A 17215-nucleotide genomic window follows, 5' to 3' on the forward strand; every position below is an offset into this window, starting at 1 on the left:
AAATCGTTGTTTATTCAGGCGTTGCGATTAACAATGTCCATCATCAGGGACCCAGGAAGAACGGTCCCGGCCTGCGCAGAACTTGTGAGCCTGCCTTCTGCCAGCAGCGAATAATTCTAAGCGGTTTGGGTTTTAGAGGTAGCTATGCTATTCATTTTTCGAGTAATTTTCGTGGTCATTTATTGCATCGTAGTGTGCGTACTTGGCTGTCTGTACTGCTTGTTCAGCCCGCGTAATCCAAAACACGTTGCCACTTTTGGCCATCTGTTTGGCCGTTTATCTCCGGTATTTGGCCTCAAGGTAGAGCTACGCAAACCTGCCGACGCGGAAAGCTATGGCAACGCGATCTACATCGCTAACCACCAGAACAACTATGATATGGTGACGGCGTCGAATATCGTGCAGGCTCCGACGGTCACCGTCGGTAAAAAGAGCCTGCTGTGGATCCCGTTCTTTGGCCAACTGTACTGGCTGACCGGTAATCTGCTGATTGACCGTAATAATCGAACCAAAGCGCACGGCACCATTGCCGAGGTCGTCAACGCCTTTAAAAAGCGTAAAATTTCGTTCTGGATGTTCCCGGAAGGGACCCGCAGCCGCGGCCGCGGCCTACTGCCGTTTAAAACCGGCGCCTTTCACGCGGCTATTGCCGCCGGGGTACCCATTATTCCGGTGTGTGTCTCGAATACATCGAATAAAATAAAGCTCAATCGCTGGAATAACGGTCTGGTGATTGTGGAAATGCTGCCGCCGGTGGATACCACTCAGTTCGGTAAAGACAACGTGCGCGCGCTGGCGACGCATTGCCGCGAACTGATGGCCGCCAAAATTGCTGAGCTGGACAACGAAGTGGCTGAGCGCGAAGCGGCCGGAAAGCAATAAAACAGGAAACGCCGCCAACGCGTGCGTATTGCTGGCGGGAAACGAATTCCCTTTTTCATTTGTCAGTATGTCATGGAGTTAATATGTCACTCAGTCGGCGTCAGTTTATTAAGGCTTCCGGCGTAGCGCTGTGCGCTGGCGCCGCGCCGCTGAAGGCCCATGCCGCCGGCCAGCAGCCTGCGCTGCCGGTTCCGCCGCTGCTGGAATCCCGTCGCGGCCAGCCGCTATTCCTGACGCTGCAGCGTTCGCACTGGTCATTTACCCCTGGCACCCGCACCCCTGTCTGGGGGATCAATGGCCGCTATATGGGGCCAACGATCCGCGTCTGGAACGGGGACGACGTCAAGCTTATCTACAGCAACCGGCTGACGGAGAACGTGGCGATGACCATCCGCGGTCTGCAGGTGCCTGGCCCGCTGATTGGCGGCGCGGCGCGCATGATGTCGCCGAACGCCGACTGGGCGCCAGTGCTGCCTATCCGCCAGAGCGCGGCGACGCTGTGGTATCAGGCCAACACGCCGAACCGAATGGCGAAACAGGTTTACAACGGTCTGGCGGGTATGTGGCTGGTGGAAGACGAGGTCAGCAAGAATCTACCGATCCCCAATCATTACGGCGTTGATGACTTTCCGGTGATTATTCAGGACAAACGCCTGGATAACTTCGGCACGCCGGAGTATAGCGAACCTGGAAGTGGCGGCTTTGTTGGCGACACACTGTTGGTTAACGGTGTGCAGAGCCCGTATGTCGAAGTGTCGCGCGGCTGGGTGCGTCTGCGACTGCTGAACGCCTCCAATTCCCGGCGCTATCAGCTGCAGATGAGTGATGGCCGGCTGCTGCATGTCATTTCCGGCGACCAGGGGTTCCTGCCGGCGCCGGTTTCGCTCAAGCAGCTGTCGCTGGCCCCAGGGGAACGGCGTGAAATTCTGGTCGATATGACCAACGGTGATGAAGTGTCCATTACCTGTGGCGAAGCGGCGAGCATTGTCGACCGTATCCGCGGCTTTTTTGAACCGTCCAGCATTCTGGTTTCCACGCTGGTGCTGACGCTACGCCCGACCGGACTGCTGCCGCTGGTGACCGACAGTCTGCCGGTGCGTCTGCTACCGACCGAGTTGCTCTCCGGCACGCCAATCCGCAGCCGGGATATCACTCTCGGTGACGATCCGGGCATCAACGGCCAGCTATGGGATCCGCAGCGTATCGATATCACGGCGCAGCAGGGGACCTGGGAGCGCTGGACGGTGCGTGCCGACCGCCCGCAGTCGTTCCATATTGAAGGGGTGATGTTCCAGATCCGAAACGTCAACGGCTCGTCTCCTTTCCCGGAAGATCGCGGCTGGAAGGACACCGTGTGGGTCGATGGGCAGGTTGAGCTGCTGGTCTACTACGCCCAACCGTCGTGGCCGCACTTCCCGTTCCAGTATCTGAGCCAGACGCTGGAGCTTGCCGATCGCGGTTCGATTGGCCAGATGCTGGTGAATCCCGCGCCGTAATCTCTTTGACCCTGGCCGGCGCACGGTCAGGGTTTGAGAAAATCCTCCTTCATTTCCACTATCATTCCGGCTTATAATCCACGCCCTTTTGGTTATTTTTTTATCATTTTCCCCGGAAGCAATATGAGCGCAATATCCCTGATCCAACCGGATCGTGACCTTTTTTCCTGGCCGCAATACTGGGCTGCCTGTTTTGGCCCTGCGCCCTTTTTACCGATGTCGCGTGAAGAGATGGATCAACTTGGCTGGGATAGCTGCGACATTATTCTGGTCACCGGCGACGCCTACGTCGACCACCCGAGCTTCGGGATGGCTATCTGCGGCCGCATGCTGGAAGCGCAGGGTTTCCGGGTAGGGATCATCTCCCAGCCGGACTGGAACAGCAAAGACGACTTTATGCGTCTGGGCAAACCGAACCTGTTCTTCGGCGTGACCGCCGGCAACATGGACTCCATGATCAACCGTTACACCGCCGACCGTAAGCTGCGTCATGACGATGCCTATACGGCGGGTAACGTGGCGGGCAAACGTCCGGACCGCGCCACCCTCGTCTACACCCAGCGCTGTAAAGAGGCGTGGAAAGATGTGCCGGTGATCCTCGGCGGCATCGAAGCCAGCCTGCGCCGTACCGCCCACTATGATTACTGGTCCGACACTGTGCGCCGCTCGGTGCTGGTGGACGCTAAAGCCGATATGCTGATGTTCGGCAACGGCGAGCGCCCGCTGGTGGAAGTGGCCCATCGCCTGGCGATGGGTGAAACCATCGATCAGATCCGCGATGTGCGCAATACCGCCATCATGGTAAAAGAGGCGCTACCGGGCTGGAGCGGCGTGGATTCCACCCGTCTGGATACGCCCGGTAAAATTGACCCCATCCCCCATCCGTATGGTGAGGATCTGCCGTGCGCCGATAACAAACCGGTCGCGCCGAAAAAACAGGAAGCGAAAAGCATTACCGTGCAGCCGCCGCGGCCCAAACCATGGGAAAAAACCTATGTGCTGCTGCCCTCCTTCGAGAAGGTGAAAGGCGATAAAGTCCTGTACGCTCACGCCTCGCGTATTTTGCACCACGAAACCAACCCTGGCTGCGCCCGGGCGCTGATGCAAAAGCATGGCGAGCGCTATATCTGGATCAACCCGCCGGCAATCCCGCTCTCCACCGAAGAGATGGACAGCGTCTTCGCGCTGCCATACAAGCGTGTGCCGCATCCTTCCTACGGCGATGCGCGTATCCCGGCGTATGAGATGATTCGCTTCTCAATCAATATTATGCGCGGCTGCTTCGGCGGCTGTTCGTTCTGCTCGATCACCGAGCACGAGGGACGCATTATCCAGAGCCGTTCTGAGGATTCGATCATTAATGAGATCGAGGCCATTCGCGACACCGTGCCCGGCTTTACCGGCGTGATCTCCGATCTCGGCGGGCCAACGGCCAACATGTATATGCTGCGCTGTAAATCGCCACGCGCTGAGCAGACCTGCCGCCGTCTCTCCTGCGTCTATCCGGATATTTGCCCGCACATGGATACCAACCATGAGCCGACGATCAATCTTTATCGCCGTGCCCGTGAGCTGAAGGGCATCAAGAAGATCCTCATTGCCTCCGGGGTACGCTATGACATCGCGGTCGAAGATCCGCGCTATATCAAAGAGCTGGCGACTCACCACGTCGGCGGCTATCTGAAGATCGCCCCGGAGCATACCGAAGAGGGGCCGCTGTCGAAGATGATGAAGCCGGGGATGGGCAGCTACGACCGCTTTAAAGAGCTGTTCGACACCTATTCAAAGCAGGCGGGTAAAGAGCAGTATCTGATCCCGTACTTTATCTCCGCCCACCCGGGGACCCGTGATGAAGATATGGTGAACCTGGCGCTGTGGCTGAAGAAGCACCGCTTCCGTCTCGATCAGGTGCAGAACTTCTATCCGTCGCCGCTGGCGAACTCGACCACCATGTATTACACCGGCAAGAACCCGCTGGGTAAAATTGGTTATAAGAGCGAAGAGGTGGTAGTGCCGAAGGGCGATAAACAGCGCCGTCTGCATAAAGCGCTGCTGCGCTACCACGATCCGGCAAACTGGCCGCTGATCCGTCAGGCGCTGGAGGCGATGGGCAAGAAGCACCTGATTGGCTCCCGTCGCGACTGCCTGGTGCCGGCGCCAACCCTGGACGAAATGCGCGAAGCACGTCGCCAGAACCGCCATACGCGTCCGGCGCTAACCAAGCACACACCGATTGTGCATCAGCGTTCTAACGGTGGAGCAACGGCGAAAAAGCCCGTCAAACGCGGTAAAGTCGCCGGGCGTTAAGCCTGACGTTGTGCCCGGTAGCGCTTCGCTGACCGGGCCAGTTGGAGAGCCGGACGCGCGTCAGCGCTGTCCGGTTTTTTTACGTATTAGCCGCCAAACTGATCCGGGTCAGGGCCGAGACGTTTACCCTGGTCCAGCTTCGCGATTGCTCCCAGCTCATCTTTGTCGAGACGGAAGTCCCAGACGTCAAAGTTTTCCGCGATACGCGACGGCGTCACGGATTTCGGGATCACCACCAGACCGCTATCAAGATGCCAGCGAATGACGATTTGCGCCGGCGTTTTGCCGTACTTATCGGCGAGCTGGTGGATGACTTTTTGATCGAAGACGCCTTCGCCGCCCTGGGCCAGCGGGCTCCAGGATTCGGTCTGGATCTTGTGGGTGGCGTTCCAGGCGTGTAGCTGACGCTGCTGCATAAGTGGATGGAGTTCTATCTGATTGATCACCGGGGCGACGCCGGTTTCATCAATCAGCTTCTGCAGATGCGGGACCTGGAAGTTGCACACGCCAATGCTTTTGGTCAGCCCCTGCTGCTGCAGCTCGATCAATGCCTGCCAGGCGTCGACGTAATGGCCGATCGCCGGCACCGGCCAGTGAATTAAATAGAGATCCACATAGTCCAGCTTCAGCTTGCTGAGGCTCTCTTTCAGCGCTTCGTGCGGCCGTTTTTGATCGTCGTTCCACAGCTTGGTGGTGATGAACAGCTCATCGCGATTAACGCCTGCGCTATGCAGCGCGTTGCCGACGCCGGTCTCATTTTGGTACGCGGCGGCGGTGTCAAAAGAGCGATAACCGACTTCCAGCGCCTTATGAATGGCGGAGACGACTTCCTCGTTGCCAGCTTTCCACACGCCGAGACCCAGCTGCGGCATCAGGTTGCCGTCGTGTAGTTTTATAACGGTTGGATGTGTCATGCCTTCCTCCTGTTAATGAACTCGGCGGGGTAGAATCCGCCGAGGGGTAGCATTAAGTCTGGACGAAATAGCTAAAAACGGTAGTAAAAACACCTCTCCCTGACGTTTGTTTAACGTAAGGAGAGGTGAATCTGGCGGGGATAACTTAGCGGGCTGCCTCGTAGATACGACGGCTGACGTCCAGCGTGATATCCTGATGTTCGCCCAGTTTGGTCATGCCGTGCTCTTCCAGTTTCGCCAGCAGCGCCGGGATAGAGCTGCCGTCGAGACCGTAATCGGAAAGACGGGTCGGCACGCCCATCTGCTCGAAGAACTGACGCGTTGCGGCGATGGCGGCATCGATACGTTGGTCGTCAGAGCCTTCGGTAATATTCCACACGCGCTCGGCATACTGCAGCAGTTTCTCGCGCTTGGCATCGCGTTTCTCATTCCACAGCGCCGGCAGTACGATAGCCAGCGTCTGGGCGTGATCCAGGCCGTGCATCGCCGTCAGCTCGTGGCCGAGCATATGCGTCGCCCAGTCCTGTGGCACGCCTGCGCCGATCAGGCCGTTCAGCGCCTGCGTCGCCGCCCACATAATGTTGGCGCGCACGTTATAGTTCTCCGGTTCCTGCAGGGCTTTCGGGCCATCCTCGATCAGGGTCAGGAGAATGCCTTCGGCGAAACGGTCCTGGATTTTGCCGTCCACCGGGTAGGTGACGTACTGCTCGACGGTATGGACGAAGGCGTCAACCACACCGTTCGCGACCTGGCGCGGCGGCAGGGTGTAGGTATAAACCGGATCGAGGATTGCGAACTGCGGCTGGACGTGCGAAGACATAAACGCGCGTTTGTCGCCGGTGGTTTTCCGCGAAATGACCGCGCCTTTGTTGGATTCAGAACCGGTCGCCGGCAGAGTCAGTACCGAGCCCATTGGAATGGCGCTGGCAATTTTGCTGCCATAGGTTTCCAGAATTTCCCACGGATCGATAGCGGCGTCGTAGTGGGCTGCCGCAGCGATAAACTTGGTGCCATCCAGCACCGAACCGCCACCGACCGCCAACAGAAAGGTGACCTTTTCGTCGCGGGCGAGTTTCACCGCATTCATCAGGGTTTCGTAAGACGGGTTCGGCTCGATACCGCCAAATTCAAGGACATCCAGACCATTCAGGGCGGTGAGGACCTGATCCAGGACGCCTGTTTTTTTCACGCTGCCGCCGCCGTAGGTCACCAGAACGCGGGCTTCTGCCGGGATCTGTTCACGCAGCTTTTCAATCGCGCCTTTGCCAAACAGAATGCGGGTTGGGGTATGCAGGTCGAAATTATTCATTGCTTGAGTCCTCCAAAGAGTAAAACCGCCGGCAGGGACGATACCGCTGCCAGATGACGTTTATTGTGGTCCTGGCGCCGTTGACCCTCAATGCACATTTCTGCCGATGTCTTGCCTATTTCTCCATATGGCTGGAGAATTTGCAGCGGCCTGCGCACAATGTACAGGTGAAGAAACATCGGGAGAGACGCTGGCAATGCAACACGCAGAGATATGTCGGACATTGACGGATAAAGTTAATCAATTGAAAGATAAGCACGAAAGGTTAAGTTCGCTGCTGCCTGACGTTCGCTTGCTGTATGGGACGCAGCCGGGAGCCCGGACGCCGGTGATGTATCAGCCGGGGATCGTTTTTCTCTTTTCCGGCCATAAAATTGGTTATATCAATGAACGAACTTTTCGCTACGATACAAATGAATATTTGCTGCTGACCGTACCGCTGCCCTTCGAGTGCGAAACCTTTGCCACCCCGGAGGTGCCCCTCGCCGGGATGCGCCTGAACGTTGATATCCTGCAGCTGCAAGAGCTGCTGATGGATATTGGTGAAGATCCGCTGTTTCAGCCCGCGGTCGCCTCCAGTGGGATAAACTCGGCGGTACTCTCGGAGGATATTCTGTGCGCTGCCGAACGGCTGCTCGATGTGATGGAGCGGCCGCTGGATGCCCGTATTCTTGGCAAGCAGATCATCCGCGAAATTCTCTATTATGTGCTGATGGGGCCCTGCGGTGGCGCGCTGCTGGCACTGGTCAGCCGGCAGACCCACTTCAGCCTGATAAGCCGCGTGCTCAAGCATATCGAAAGCCAGTACACCGAAAACCTCAGCGTCGATCGGCTGGCGGCGGAAGCGAATATGAGCGTGTCAGCGTTTCACCATAATTTTAAAGCGGTGACCAGCACTTCTCCTTTGCAGTATCTGAAAAACTACCGTTTGCACAAAGCGCGGATGCTGATGATCCATGACGGCATGAAGGCCAGCGCGGCGGCGATGCGGGTGGGATATGAAAGCCCTTCGCAGTTCAGCCGCGAGTTTAAGCGCTACTTCGGTTTGACGCCGGGAGAAGACGCCGCGCGTATTCGCACGATGCAGGGAATGTAATATCAGGAAGGGCAAGCCGGGCGGGCGCAGGCCCCCCGGCTGATAAGCGTCAGGCGCTGCAATATTTCTTTTTAATGACCACGAACAGCGTGCCGAGCAGGCCCGCCAGCAGCAGGACAATTGGCAGGATCATCAGGCAGGTCATCACCTGATCTTCATGGCGCTTCACAAAGGGGATCATGCTCAGCGCATAGCCAAGACCCGTCACCACACAGACCCACAGCAGGGCGCTCAGCCAGTTGAAGAACTGGAAGCGGCGGTTCGGCAGGCCAGAAATCCCGGCCATGGTTGGCAGCAGGGTGCGGACAAACGCCAGAAAACGGCCCGCGAGCAGTGCCAGCAGGCCGTGGCGGTCAAACATGCAGGTGGCGCGCTGATGGTATTTGTGCGGCAGATGCGCCAGCCAGCCTTTCACCGTTTGCGTATTGCCCAGCCAGCGCCCTTGCACATAGCTCAGCCAGCAGCCGAGGCTGGCGGCGGCAGTCAGAATGGCGATAGTGGGCACAAAGTCCATGACGCCTTTAGCAATCAGCGCGCCGGCGAGCAGCAGCAGGCTGTCTCCCGGTAAAAAGGAGGCGGGCAGCAGCCCGTTTTCCAGAAACAGGGTCGCGAACATAACCAGATATACAACGCCCACAACGTGAGGGTTCGCCAATGCGGCAAAATCATGTTGCCACAGCGCGGCGACAATCTCTTGAATGACAACCATGGACTTTCCTAAGTGGTACCGTATTGTTGACTAGTGTACTCCTGAAGAGGCCCGAGCACCTTGATCCCGGGCGCAACAAAAGCGGCCGCTTTGCTAAAAAGCGTCCGCTATTGTTGCCACTGACTGTCACTTTACACGATACGCGCGAAGCCTGCTGCTAAATCCGCCTGCAGATCGTCAACATTTTCGAGGCCAATGTGCAGGCGGATCAGCGTGCCGCTGAAGTCGACTTCAGCATCCGGTCGAATGTGGGCGATTTGCTCCGGCTGGTTGGCCAGAATCAGCGACTCAAAGCCACCCCACGAGTAGGCCATGCTGAACAGGCTGAAATTGTCGAGGTACTCCGCCAGTTCGGCATCATTGAGGCGCTTGTTGAGTACAAACGAGAACAGGCCGCTGCTGCCGGTGAAATCACGTTTCCAGAACTCATGACCTTTACTGCCGGGCAGGGCGGGGTGGTTTACCCGCGCCACCTGCGGGTGCTGCGCCAGCCACTCGGCGATGCGCAGGCTGCTTTCATGGTGCTGACGCAGGCGCACGCCCAAGGTGCGCAGGCCGCGGCTGGTCATATAGGCGGTATCGGCGTCCAGCATTTGCCCCATCAGGTAGGCATTCTCACGCAGCTGCGGCCAACAGCGCGCGTTCGCCACCGCGGTGCCGACCATGGCGTCGGAATGGCCGATCAGATATTTGGTGCCTGCCTGAATGGAAATATCGATGCCAAAATCCAGCGCTTTAAACAGGATCCCCGCCGCCCAGGTGTTATCGATCATGATAATCGCTTCCGGGGCGACCTCACGCACGGCGGCGACAATCGCCGGCACATCGTGCACTTCCATGGTGATCGAGCCGGGCGATTCAAGGAACACCACGCGGGTCTCAGGGCGAACCAGACGGGCAATATCGGCGCCGATTAAGGGATCGAACCAGCTGGTGGTGACGCCGAGTTTGGCGAGAATTTTGGTACAAAAGTCCTGGCTTGGCTCATAGGCGGTATTGGTCATCAGCACATGATCGCCTTGCTCGACAAACGCCAGAATGGTGTTGGCCACCGCCGCGGCGCCGCAGGGGAAGAGGGCGCAGCCGGCGCCACCTTCCAGCTCGCACATCGCTTCCTGCAGCGAGAAGTGGGTCAGGGTGCCGCGGCGCCCGTAAAACAGCTCGCCGTTAGCCCGGTTACGGGTGGCGTGTTTTTTGGCCTCGACGGTGTCGAAAACCAGCGATGACGCGCGCTGGATAACGCTGTTCACTGAGCCCTGGGTGTACTTTTTGCTCCGCCCGGCGTTGACCAGCGCGGTATCAAGATGTTTATCAGCCATGTTGATGAACCTGTTTTTATACGTCTGGACGTCTAAACTAACATGAATCTTCTTTTCTGTACCAGCGCACCGCCGATACAGGCGAAAATTTTACCAGGCCCGCGGTTAGCCGCTTTTTTACTGCGTAAGCGCAAGGAAAATAAACGTGATTTGCTGCACAGTGTAAATACTAATGAGAACCACTATCAATTCGATGCCGTTTTGATATTATTGTGGGCAGATTTTGTGATTATCGTCGTGGAGATAGAGCGTGGGTAATAATTTGATGCAGGCGGATCTCTCCGTTTGGGGTATGTATCATCATGCCGATATTGTCGTTAAGGTGGTGATGATTGGCCTGATTCTGGCGTCGGTCGTCACATGGGCCATCTTCTTCGGTAAAGGGGCGGAAATCCTCGCCAGCAAGCGTCGCCTCAAACGTGAACAGCAGCAGTTGGCGGAAGCCCGCTCTCTCGATCAGGCCAGCGATATTGCCAGCGCCTTTGAGGCGAAAAGCCTCACCACCCTGCTTATCAATGAAGCGCAGAACGAACTCGAACTCTCTGCCGGTGCCGAAGACAATGAAGGCATCAAGGAACGAACCGGTTTTCGCCTTGAGCGTCGCGTTGCGGCGGTCGGTCGCCATATGGGGCGCGGCAACGGCTATCTGGCGACCATCGGCGCCATTTCCCCGTTTGTGGGCCTGTTTGGGACCGTCTGGGGCATCATGAACAGTTTTATCGGTATCGCCCAGACCCAGACCACCAATCTTGCGGTAGTGGCCCCGGGCATCGCGGAAGCGCTGCTGGCGACGGCCATCGGCCTGTTCGCCGCTATCCCGGCGGTGGTCATCTATAACATTTTCGCCCGCATGATCGGCAGCTACAAGGCTTCGCTCGGCGACGTCGCCGCTCAGGTACTCCTGCTGCAAAGCCGTGACCTGGACCTCAGCGCCAGCGGCGTGAAGCCGGTGCGCAGCGCGCAGAAATTACGGGTAGGTTGATCGGCTATGGCGATGCGTCTTAATGAAAATCTGGACGATAACGGCGAAATGCATGAGATCAACGTGACGCCGTTTATCGATGTCATGCTGGTTCTGCTGATTATCTTCATGGTGGCCGCGCCGCTGGCGACGGTCGACGTGAAGGTCAATCTGCCGGCCTCCTCCAGCCAGCCGCAACCGCGACCGGAAAAACCCATCTACCTGTCGGTGAAGGCGGATAAGAGCATGTTCCTCGGCAACGACCCGGTTACCGAAGCGAATATGATTAACGCCCTGGATAGCCTGACTGCTGGCAAAAAAGATACCACCGTCTTCTTTCGCGCGGATAAAACCGTTGATTACGAGACGATGATGAAAGTGATGGATACCCTGCATCAGGCGGGTTATCTCAAGATCGGGCTGGTGGGCGAAGAGACCGTCAAAGCCAAATAACCCGATTTTTTTCCTGAAAAGGCTGGCCGCGCGCCGGCCTTTTTTATGGCCGTTTGCCCGCGAAGTGTTGGCCTGGCGTTGCCATCACGTTATCTGTCTGGGATATAATGTCGCTTCTTATTGTTAACTGACAGGATCTTATGGAACGCTTTCTGGAAAATGCTATGTACGCCTCGCGCTGGCTGCTGGCGCCGGTTTATTTTGGCCTCTCGCTCGGTCTGATTGCGCTGACCATCAAATTTTTTCAGGAGATCTTCCACATACTGCCGCATATTTTTAGCGTCAGTGAGTCGGATATGATTCTGACCCTGCTGTCGCTGGTGGATATGACCCTGGTGGGCGGTTTGCTGGTGATGGTGATGTTCTCTGGATATGAAAATTTTGTCTCGCAGCTGGATATTAATGAGGGTAAAGAAAAACTCAGCTGGCTGGGCAAAATGGACGCGACTTCGCTGAAAAATAAGGTTGCCGCCTCCATCGTGGCGATCTCCTCTATTCACCTGCTGCGGGTGTTTATGGATGCGAAAAACGTCCCGGACAATAAGCTGATGTGGTACGTGATTATCCACCTGACCTTCGTGCTGTCGGCCTTTGTGATGGGCTACCTTGATCGTCTGACCAAAGTGAAACACTGATCCCTTCTCTCCCGGCGGTGTTAGCCGCTGGGCTGTTTCTCCCCGTTTCATGCTTTTCTGGGCTGGCGTATGCCCGAGCTTCTGCTTTGCTTAAAGGGCGCTTAACAACGGAGGCAGGGTGATGACGCGATTAACGGCCAAAGATTTCCCGCAGCAGTTGCTCGAGTATTATGACTACTATGCCCACGGCAAAATCAGTAAACGCGAGTTTCTCCGGCTGGCGGGGAAATATACTGTCGGCGGGATGACCGCGCTGGCGCTGTTTAATCTGCTGAAGCCCGACTATGCCCTGGCAGAGCAGGTACCGTTCACCGACCCGGATATCCGCCCGGAGTATATTCATTATCCCTCTCCTGACGGTCACGGCGAAGTGCGGGCTTACCTGGTGACGCCGACAAAAATAGCCGACAAAGCGCCCGCCGTTGTGGTGGTACACGAGAACCGCGGCCTGAATCCCTATATTGAAGACGTAGCCCGACGGGTAGCGAAAGCGGGGTACATCGCGCTGGCGCCGGATGGCCTGAGCGCCGTCGGCGGCTATCCGGGGAATGATGATGAAGGCCGAGCGCTACAGCAGAAAGTCGATCCCGTGAAACTGATGAATGATTTTTTTGCGGCGGTCGCGTTTATGGCGAAGCATCCACAGGCGACGGGGAAGGTTGGTATCACCGGGTTTTGTTACGGCGGCGGCGTCAGCAACGCGGCGGCGGTGGCGATCCCGGAGCTAGCCTGTGCGGTGCCGTTTTACGGTCGCCAGCCGCCGCTGAACGAGGTCGATAAAATTAAAGCGCCGCTGCTGCTGCACCATGCCGGCCTCGATAGCGGCATTAATGAAGGCTGGCCCGCCTATGAGCAGGCGTTGAAGGAACACCATAAAGTCTACGAGGCCTATTTCTATCAGGGCGTGAATCACGGCTTTCATAATGATTCCACGCCGCGCTACGATCGGGCTGCGGCTGATCTGGCCTGGCAACGCACGCTGGCATGGTTTGAGAAGTATTTACGCTAGTGCAAACGTCATAAATAGCGCTACCGCTCGCTCAAAAAAACGCTATATAATTTGTTATATAACGATTGGGAGGGCGCGATGGAAAATCATTTTGGTAAAGGGTTAATGGCGGGGCTACAGGCATCCTATGCTGACACCGCCGCGCATGCGGCGAATTTTTGCGCCGACTATAAACGCGGGTTTGTGCTCGGCTACTCGCACCGCATGTTTGAAAAAACCGGTGACCGTCAGCTCAGCGCGTGGGAGGCGGGGATCCTGACCCGTCGCTATGGCCTTGACAGAGATATGGTGATGGATTTCTTCAAAGAAGGTGGGTCGGGTATGGCGATGCGCTATTTTCTGGCGGGCTATCGGCTGGAAAGCTAAACAGGACGGCTTCGCAGGCGGAACCGTCCTGTGGTGGGAACCCTTTCCCGTCAGCGGGAAGGGGTGAAGACCTTACGCCTGGCGCTTATCTTCCGTTTGGGTGTCAAAGTCGCGGGCATCATGGCGCTCATGCAGCTGCTCATTGAGCGGGCCATTGGTGCGGTTGACGATACGTCCGCGCTTGACGGCCGGGCGGTTGCCGACATCCTGCGCCCAGCGCAGTACGTTTTTATAGCTCCCCGCGTCGAGGAACTCCGCCGCGTTATAGACATTGCCCAGCACTACGTTGCCATACCACGGCCAGACAGCCATATCAGCGATAGTGTACTCCTCGCCGGCCACATAGCGACCGCGGGCGAGCTGTTTGTCCAGCACGTCGAGCTGGCGTTTGGCTTCCATCGTAAAGCGGTCGATCGCGTACTCGATCTTCACTGGCGCATAGTTATAGAAGTGGCCAAAGCCGCCGCCGAGGAACGGCGCTGCGCCCTGCAGCCAGAACAGCCAGTTGAGGGTTTCGGTGCGACCGGCAGGATCTTTCGGCAGGAAGAAACCAAATTTTTCCGCTAAATACAGGAGAATGCTGCCTGACTCAAATACCCGGGTCGGCGGCGTGGTGGAATGGTCGCTGAGGGCCGGGATCTTCGAGTTCGGGTTGATCTCGACAAAGCCGCTGGAAAACTGATCCCCTTCGCCAATGCGTATCAGCCAGGCGTCGTATTCCGCGCCGCTGACGCCCAGCGCCAGCAGCTCCTCCAGCATGATGGTCACCTTCTGGCCGTTGGGCGTGCCGAGTGAGTAAAGCTGGAGCGGATGGGTTCCCACCGGCAGGACGCGTTCATGAGTCGCGCCGGAAACGGGACGGTTGATGTTGGCGAACGCGCCGCCGCTGTTTTGCTTCCATTCCCACACTTTTGGTGGCTGGTAGTTTTGCTCTGACATGCTGGTTTGCCTTTTTCGTGGATGTACAAAAAGTGTAGCAGGTGACCTCAGGCCATAATCCGCGCGGCCCACACGCTGACATCATCGCCGCTGCCGAGATCCGGCTGCACCAGGCCGTTGACCATAAAGGTCGGGGAGACATGGATACCGTTCTGACGGGCGTATTTACTGTGCCACTTGATCACGTCCTGCAGCTCCGGGCGGGCAAAGGCAGCCCCCAGCAGCACGTGACTGTAGCGTTCAATGCGCTCAATGATTTGCTGCGGCGTGGCGTTCATGTTCGGCCCGCTGCAGTGATCGGTAAACTCAAACTCTTCCCGATGGTCTGCCACGGCCTGCATCACCTTATGCGCCTGCTCTCTGCCATGCGGCAGGGTGGACGCGGCGAGGATGCAGCGGACAATCACCCCGGAGAACAGATGCCACGGCTGCGACTGCAGGCGTATCTTGATGGTTACGTTATCGGCGCCGACCTCATCGAGCAGATCGTCGAGTTTATTAAACGCGCGGACAGAGTAGGGGCAGGTGGGCTCAAGGAACACCTCAAACGTCCGCGGGCCGTGTCCCCAGACCAGCGGTTGGGCATTCAGATGCGAGGGTGTGCTCATTGTCGACTCCTGATGTTGCGTTGTTTTTTTGTTATATCACCGATAACGATATCACTTTTGTTTCCGGCTGCAGGGTTATTTTCCTTAACGGCACGATTAGCGAAACGAATGAGTGGTATCATCGTTACACCTCTGTCTGGTAAGTGCCTGCGGCAGGATAAGAAGAGGGAGTTTTGTTTCGCCAACTGCCCGGGCTGCATTAATTTGAGGTCAGGCTAAATGAGCAAAGGATCGACAAGCAGTGACGCCCCGTTTGGGACATTGTTAGGCTACGCGCCCGGCGGCGTAGCGATTTATTCATCGAATTACAGTAGCTTAAATCCGCAGGACTACCCGGATGACGCGACGTTTCGCAGCTACATCGGCAATGAGTATATGGGGCATAAATGGCAGTGCGTGGAGTTTGCGCGCCGCTTTCTGTTCCTGACCTACGGCTTTGTCTTCACCGATGTGGGGATGGCCTATGAAATCTTCTCCCTGCGTTTCCTGCGCGAAGTGGTCAATGACAACATTCTGCCGCTGCAGGCCTTCGCCAACGGCTCCCGCCGTCCGCCGATCGCTGGTTCGCTGCTGATCTGGCAGAAGGGCGGCGAGTTTAAGCACACCGGCCACGTTGCGGTGATCACCCAGCTTGTCGGCAATAAGGTGCGTATCGCCGAGCAGAACGTCATTCACTCGCCGCTGCCGCAGGGCCAGCAGTGGACCCGCGAGTTGACCCTCGAGGTCAACGACGGCCAGTACACTATCAAAGATACCTTTGCCGATACCGAAATTTTAGGCTGGATGATCCAGACCGCCGATACCGAACACAGCCTGCCGCAGCCGGTGCTGCCGGGCGAGGCGATGGCGATCAAAGGCGCGCGGCTGCCAAACAACGGCCAGTTCCGCGGTAAATGGCTGAACGAGAAAGACCCGCTGCAGAAAGCCTACGTGGCGGCCAACGGCCATTTCATCAACCAGGATCCCTATCAGTATTTCACCATCAGCGAAAGTGCCGAACAGGAGCTGATTAAAGCCACCAACGAGCTGCACCTGATGTATCTGCACGCCACCGATAAGGTAATGAAGGATGATAACCTGCTGGCGCTGTTTGATATCCCGAAAATTCTCTGGCCGCGCCTGCGTCTCTCCTGGCAGCGCCGTCGTCATCATATGATCACCGGGCGCATGGATTTTTGCATGGACGAGCGCGGGCTGAAGGTGTACGAGTACAATGCCGATTCCGCCTCCTGCCATACCGAAGGCGGGCTGATCCTCGAACAGTGGCTGAAGCAGGGCTACTACGGCACCGGCCACAATCCGGCGGAAGGTCTGCTCGATGAGCTGGCGGGGGCGTGGAAACACAGCCGGGCGCGGCCCTTCGTCCACATCATGCAGGACAAGGATCTGGAAGAGAACTACCACGCGCAGTTTATCCAGCGTTCGCTGACCCAGGCCGGTTTTGAGAGCAAAATTCTCTTTGGCCTTGATGAGCTGCGCTGGGACGCTGCCGGCCAGCTGATCGACGCCGACGGGCGGCTAGTCAACTGCGTCTGGAAAACCTGGGCATGGGAAACCGCCATTGAGCAGGTGCGCGAAGTCAGCGCTGAGGAGTACGCGGCGGTACCGATTCGTACCGGACATCCGCAGAATGAGGTGCGGCTGATTGACGTCCTGCTGCGTCCTGAAGTATTGGTATTCGAACCCCTGTGGACGGTGATCCCCGGCAACAAAGCCATTCTGCCGGTGCTGTGGTCGCTGTTCCCGCATCATCGCTATCTGCTGGATACCGATTTTGAGGTTAACGACGAGCTGGTGAAAACCGGCTATGCGGTGAAGCCTATTTCCGGGCGCTGCGGAAACAATATCGACCTGATCGGCCCTCAGGATGAACTCCTGGATAAGACCAGCGGCCAGTTTGTCGATCGCAAGAATATCTACCAGCAGCTGTGGTGCCTGCCGAAAGTGGACGGTAAGTACATTCAGGTGTGCACGTTTACCGTCGGCGGTAACTACGGCGGTACCTGCCTGCGCGGCGATTCGTCGCTGGTGGTGAAAAAAGAGAGCGATATCGAGCCGTTAATCGTTTTGAAAGACAAAGCATGACGTGCGAAACCCGGGTAGCGGCATACCCCTGTCCCGGTGACAACGTACTGAAAAGGATAGCCCCGGCATGGTAAGCGCCGCCGGGGAGCACCTGCCATAACGCAAAGATAATTAACACAACAACAAG

At 57.2% G+C, this 17215-nt stretch carries 17 protein-coding genes; 11 read left to right on the forward strand and 6 right to left on the reverse strand.

Annotation, left to right across the window (positions count from 1 at the left end; translation table 11 throughout):
- Positions 1–144: 144 nt before the first annotated feature.
- The 3 genes from plsC (at position 145) to LGL98_RS03545 (ending at position 4685) form a co-directional block, all read left to right on the forward strand.
- Positions 145–882: a 1-acylglycerol-3-phosphate O-acyltransferase gene (gene plsC / locus LGL98_RS03535; RefSeq protein WP_119620999.1), complete on the forward strand. Its 738-nt coding sequence runs from the start codon at positions 145–147 to the stop codon at positions 880–882.
- Between the two features lie 83 nt (positions 883–965).
- The gene (ftsP, locus tag LGL98_RS03540) at positions 966–2378 is read left to right on the forward strand and encodes a cell division protein FtsP (protein WP_136031411.1); all 1413 of its coding nucleotides are present in this window, start codon (positions 966–968) and stop codon (positions 2376–2378) included.
- 33 nt (positions 2379–2411) lie between these two features.
- The gene (locus LGL98_RS03545) at positions 2412–4685 is read left to right on the forward strand and encodes a YgiQ family radical SAM protein (RefSeq protein ID WP_168435286.1); all 2274 of its coding nucleotides are present in this window, start codon (positions 2412–2414) and stop codon (positions 4683–4685) included.
- 86 nt (positions 4686–4771) lie between these two features.
- On the opposite strand, the gene dkgA is transcribed toward LGL98_RS03545, so the two are convergent.
- A complete protein-coding gene (gene dkgA, locus LGL98_RS03550; RefSeq protein ID WP_080897356.1) occupies positions 4772–5599 on the reverse strand; it encodes a 2,5-didehydrogluconate reductase DkgA in 828 nt (275 codons plus the stop codon).
- 145 nt (positions 5600–5744) lie between these two features.
- The gene (gene yqhD, locus LGL98_RS03555; protein WP_136031415.1) at positions 5745–6908 is read right to left on the reverse strand and encodes an alcohol dehydrogenase; all 1164 of its coding nucleotides are present in this window, start codon (positions 6906–6908) and stop codon (positions 5745–5747) included.
- Between the two features lie 196 nt (positions 6909–7104).
- Here yqhD and LGL98_RS03560 point away from each other — a divergent pair, with 196 nt between their 5' ends.
- Positions 7105–8004, forward strand: coding sequence for an AraC family transcriptional regulator (locus LGL98_RS03560; RefSeq protein WP_136031416.1), 900 nt, complete (start codon positions 7105–7107; stop codon positions 8002–8004).
- A 49-nt stretch (positions 8005–8053) separates the two neighbouring features.
- On the opposite strand, the gene yghB is transcribed toward LGL98_RS03560, so the two are convergent.
- Together yghB and metC are read right to left on the reverse strand one after the other, a co-directional pair.
- Positions 8054–8713 (reverse strand): DedA family general envelope maintenance protein YghB, encoded by a 660-nt coding sequence (yghB, locus tag LGL98_RS03565; protein WP_025710489.1) that lies wholly within the window; start codon positions 8711–8713, stop codon positions 8054–8056.
- Positions 8714–8844: 131 nt separating this feature from the next.
- Entirely contained in the window at positions 8845–10032 is a 1188-nt protein-coding gene (gene metC, locus LGL98_RS03570; RefSeq protein WP_117126493.1) for a cystathionine beta-lyase, read from the reverse strand.
- 250 nt (positions 10033–10282) lie between these two features.
- Between metC and exbB the strand changes: the two genes are divergently transcribed.
- From exbB to LGL98_RS03595, 5 genes are all read left to right on the forward strand, one after another.
- On the forward strand, positions 10283–11014 hold the full coding sequence (exbB, locus tag LGL98_RS03575; RefSeq protein ID WP_117126495.1) for a tol-pal system-associated acyl-CoA thioesterase: 732 nt from the start codon (positions 10283–10285) through the stop codon (positions 11012–11014).
- Between the two features lie 6 nt (positions 11015–11020).
- Positions 11021–11446 carry a TonB system transport protein ExbD gene (gene exbD, locus LGL98_RS03580; protein ID WP_002916785.1) on the forward strand — a complete coding sequence of 142 codons (426 nt, stop codon included), beginning with the start codon at positions 11021–11023 and terminating at the stop codon, positions 11444–11446.
- Between the two features lie 140 nt (positions 11447–11586).
- Positions 11587–12081, forward strand: a complete 495-nt coding sequence (locus LGL98_RS03585) for a TIGR00645 family protein (RefSeq protein ID WP_004105804.1) — start codon at positions 11587–11589, stop codon at positions 12079–12081.
- Positions 12082–12202: 121 nt separating this feature from the next.
- Positions 12203–13090, forward strand: a complete 888-nt coding sequence (gene yghX, locus LGL98_RS03590; protein ID WP_136031418.1) for a YghX family hydrolase — start codon at positions 12203–12205, stop codon at positions 13088–13090.
- 78 nt (positions 13091–13168) lie between these two features.
- Positions 13169–13456, forward strand: coding sequence for a DUF2623 domain-containing protein (locus LGL98_RS03595; RefSeq protein WP_002916743.1), 288 nt, complete (start codon positions 13169–13171; stop codon positions 13454–13456).
- 72 nt (positions 13457–13528) lie between these two features.
- On the opposite strand, the gene yghU is transcribed toward LGL98_RS03595, so the two are convergent.
- On the reverse strand, positions 13529–14395 hold the full coding sequence (gene yghU / locus LGL98_RS03600) for a glutathione-dependent disulfide-bond oxidoreductase (RefSeq protein ID WP_136031420.1): 867 nt from the start codon (positions 14393–14395) through the stop codon (positions 13529–13531).
- 47 nt (positions 14396–14442) lie between these two features.
- A complete protein-coding gene (locus LGL98_RS03605; RefSeq protein WP_004150918.1) occupies positions 14443–15003 on the reverse strand; it encodes a DsbA family protein in 561 nt (186 codons plus the stop codon).
- Between the two features lie 20 nt (positions 15004–15023).
- Between LGL98_RS03605 and LGL98_RS03610 the strand changes: the two genes are divergently transcribed.
- The gene (locus LGL98_RS03610) at positions 15024–15146 is read left to right on the forward strand and encodes a hypothetical protein (protein WP_004217169.1); all 123 of its coding nucleotides are present in this window, start codon (positions 15024–15026) and stop codon (positions 15144–15146) included.
- A gap of 76 nt (positions 15147–15222) precedes the next feature.
- Positions 15223–17088 carry a bifunctional glutathionylspermidine amidase/synthase gene (gss, locus tag LGL98_RS03615; RefSeq protein WP_136031422.1) on the forward strand — a complete coding sequence of 622 codons (1866 nt, stop codon included), beginning with the start codon at positions 15223–15225 and terminating at the stop codon, positions 17086–17088.
- Positions 17089–17215 lie beyond the last annotated feature (127 nt).

The organism is Klebsiella africana, from assembly GCF_020526085.1.
In the GTDB taxonomy this organism is placed as follows: domain Bacteria; phylum Pseudomonadota; class Gammaproteobacteria; order Enterobacterales; family Enterobacteriaceae; genus Klebsiella; species Klebsiella africana.

Bases quoted from the DNA above. Each gene is read 5' to 3' on its own strand.
- plsC (WP_119620999.1), top strand. From the start codon at position 145: ATGCTATTCATTTTTCGAGTAATTTTCGTGGTCATTTATTGCATCGTA.
- ftsP (WP_136031411.1), top strand. From the start codon at position 966: ATGTCACTCAGTCGGCGTCAGTTTATTAAGGCTTCCGGCGTAGCGCTG.
- dkgA (WP_080897356.1), bottom strand. From the start codon at position 5,599: ATGACACATCCAACCGTTATAAAACTACACGACGGCAACCTGATGCCG.
- yqhD (WP_136031415.1), bottom strand. From the start codon at position 6,908: ATGAATAATTTCGACCTGCATACCCCAACCCGCATTCTGTTTGGCAAA.
- LGL98_RS03560 (WP_136031416.1), top strand. From the start codon at position 7,105: ATGCAACACGCAGAGATATGTCGGACATTGACGGATAAAGTTAATCAA.
- yghB (WP_025710489.1), bottom strand. From the start codon at position 8,713: ATGGTTGTCATTCAAGAGATTGTCGCCGCGCTGTGGCAACATGATTTT.
- metC (WP_117126493.1), bottom strand. From the start codon at position 10,032: ATGGCTGATAAACATCTTGATACCGCGCTGGTCAACGCCGGGCGGAGC.
- exbD (WP_002916785.1), top strand. From the start codon at position 11,021: ATGGCGATGCGTCTTAATGAAAATCTGGACGATAACGGCGAAATGCAT.
- LGL98_RS03585 (WP_004105804.1), top strand. From the start codon at position 11,587: ATGGAACGCTTTCTGGAAAATGCTATGTACGCCTCGCGCTGGCTGCTG.
- yghX (WP_136031418.1), top strand. From the start codon at position 12,203: ATGACGCGATTAACGGCCAAAGATTTCCCGCAGCAGTTGCTCGAGTAT.
- LGL98_RS03595 (WP_002916743.1), top strand. From the start codon at position 13,169: ATGGAAAATCATTTTGGTAAAGGGTTAATGGCGGGGCTACAGGCATCC.
- yghU (WP_136031420.1), bottom strand. From the start codon at position 14,395: ATGTCAGAGCAAAACTACCAGCCACCAAAAGTGTGGGAATGGAAGCAA.
- LGL98_RS03605 (WP_004150918.1), bottom strand. From the start codon at position 15,003: ATGAGCACACCCTCGCATCTGAATGCCCAACCGCTGGTCTGGGGACAC.
- gss (WP_136031422.1), top strand. From the start codon at position 15,223: ATGAGCAAAGGATCGACAAGCAGTGACGCCCCGTTTGGGACATTGTTA.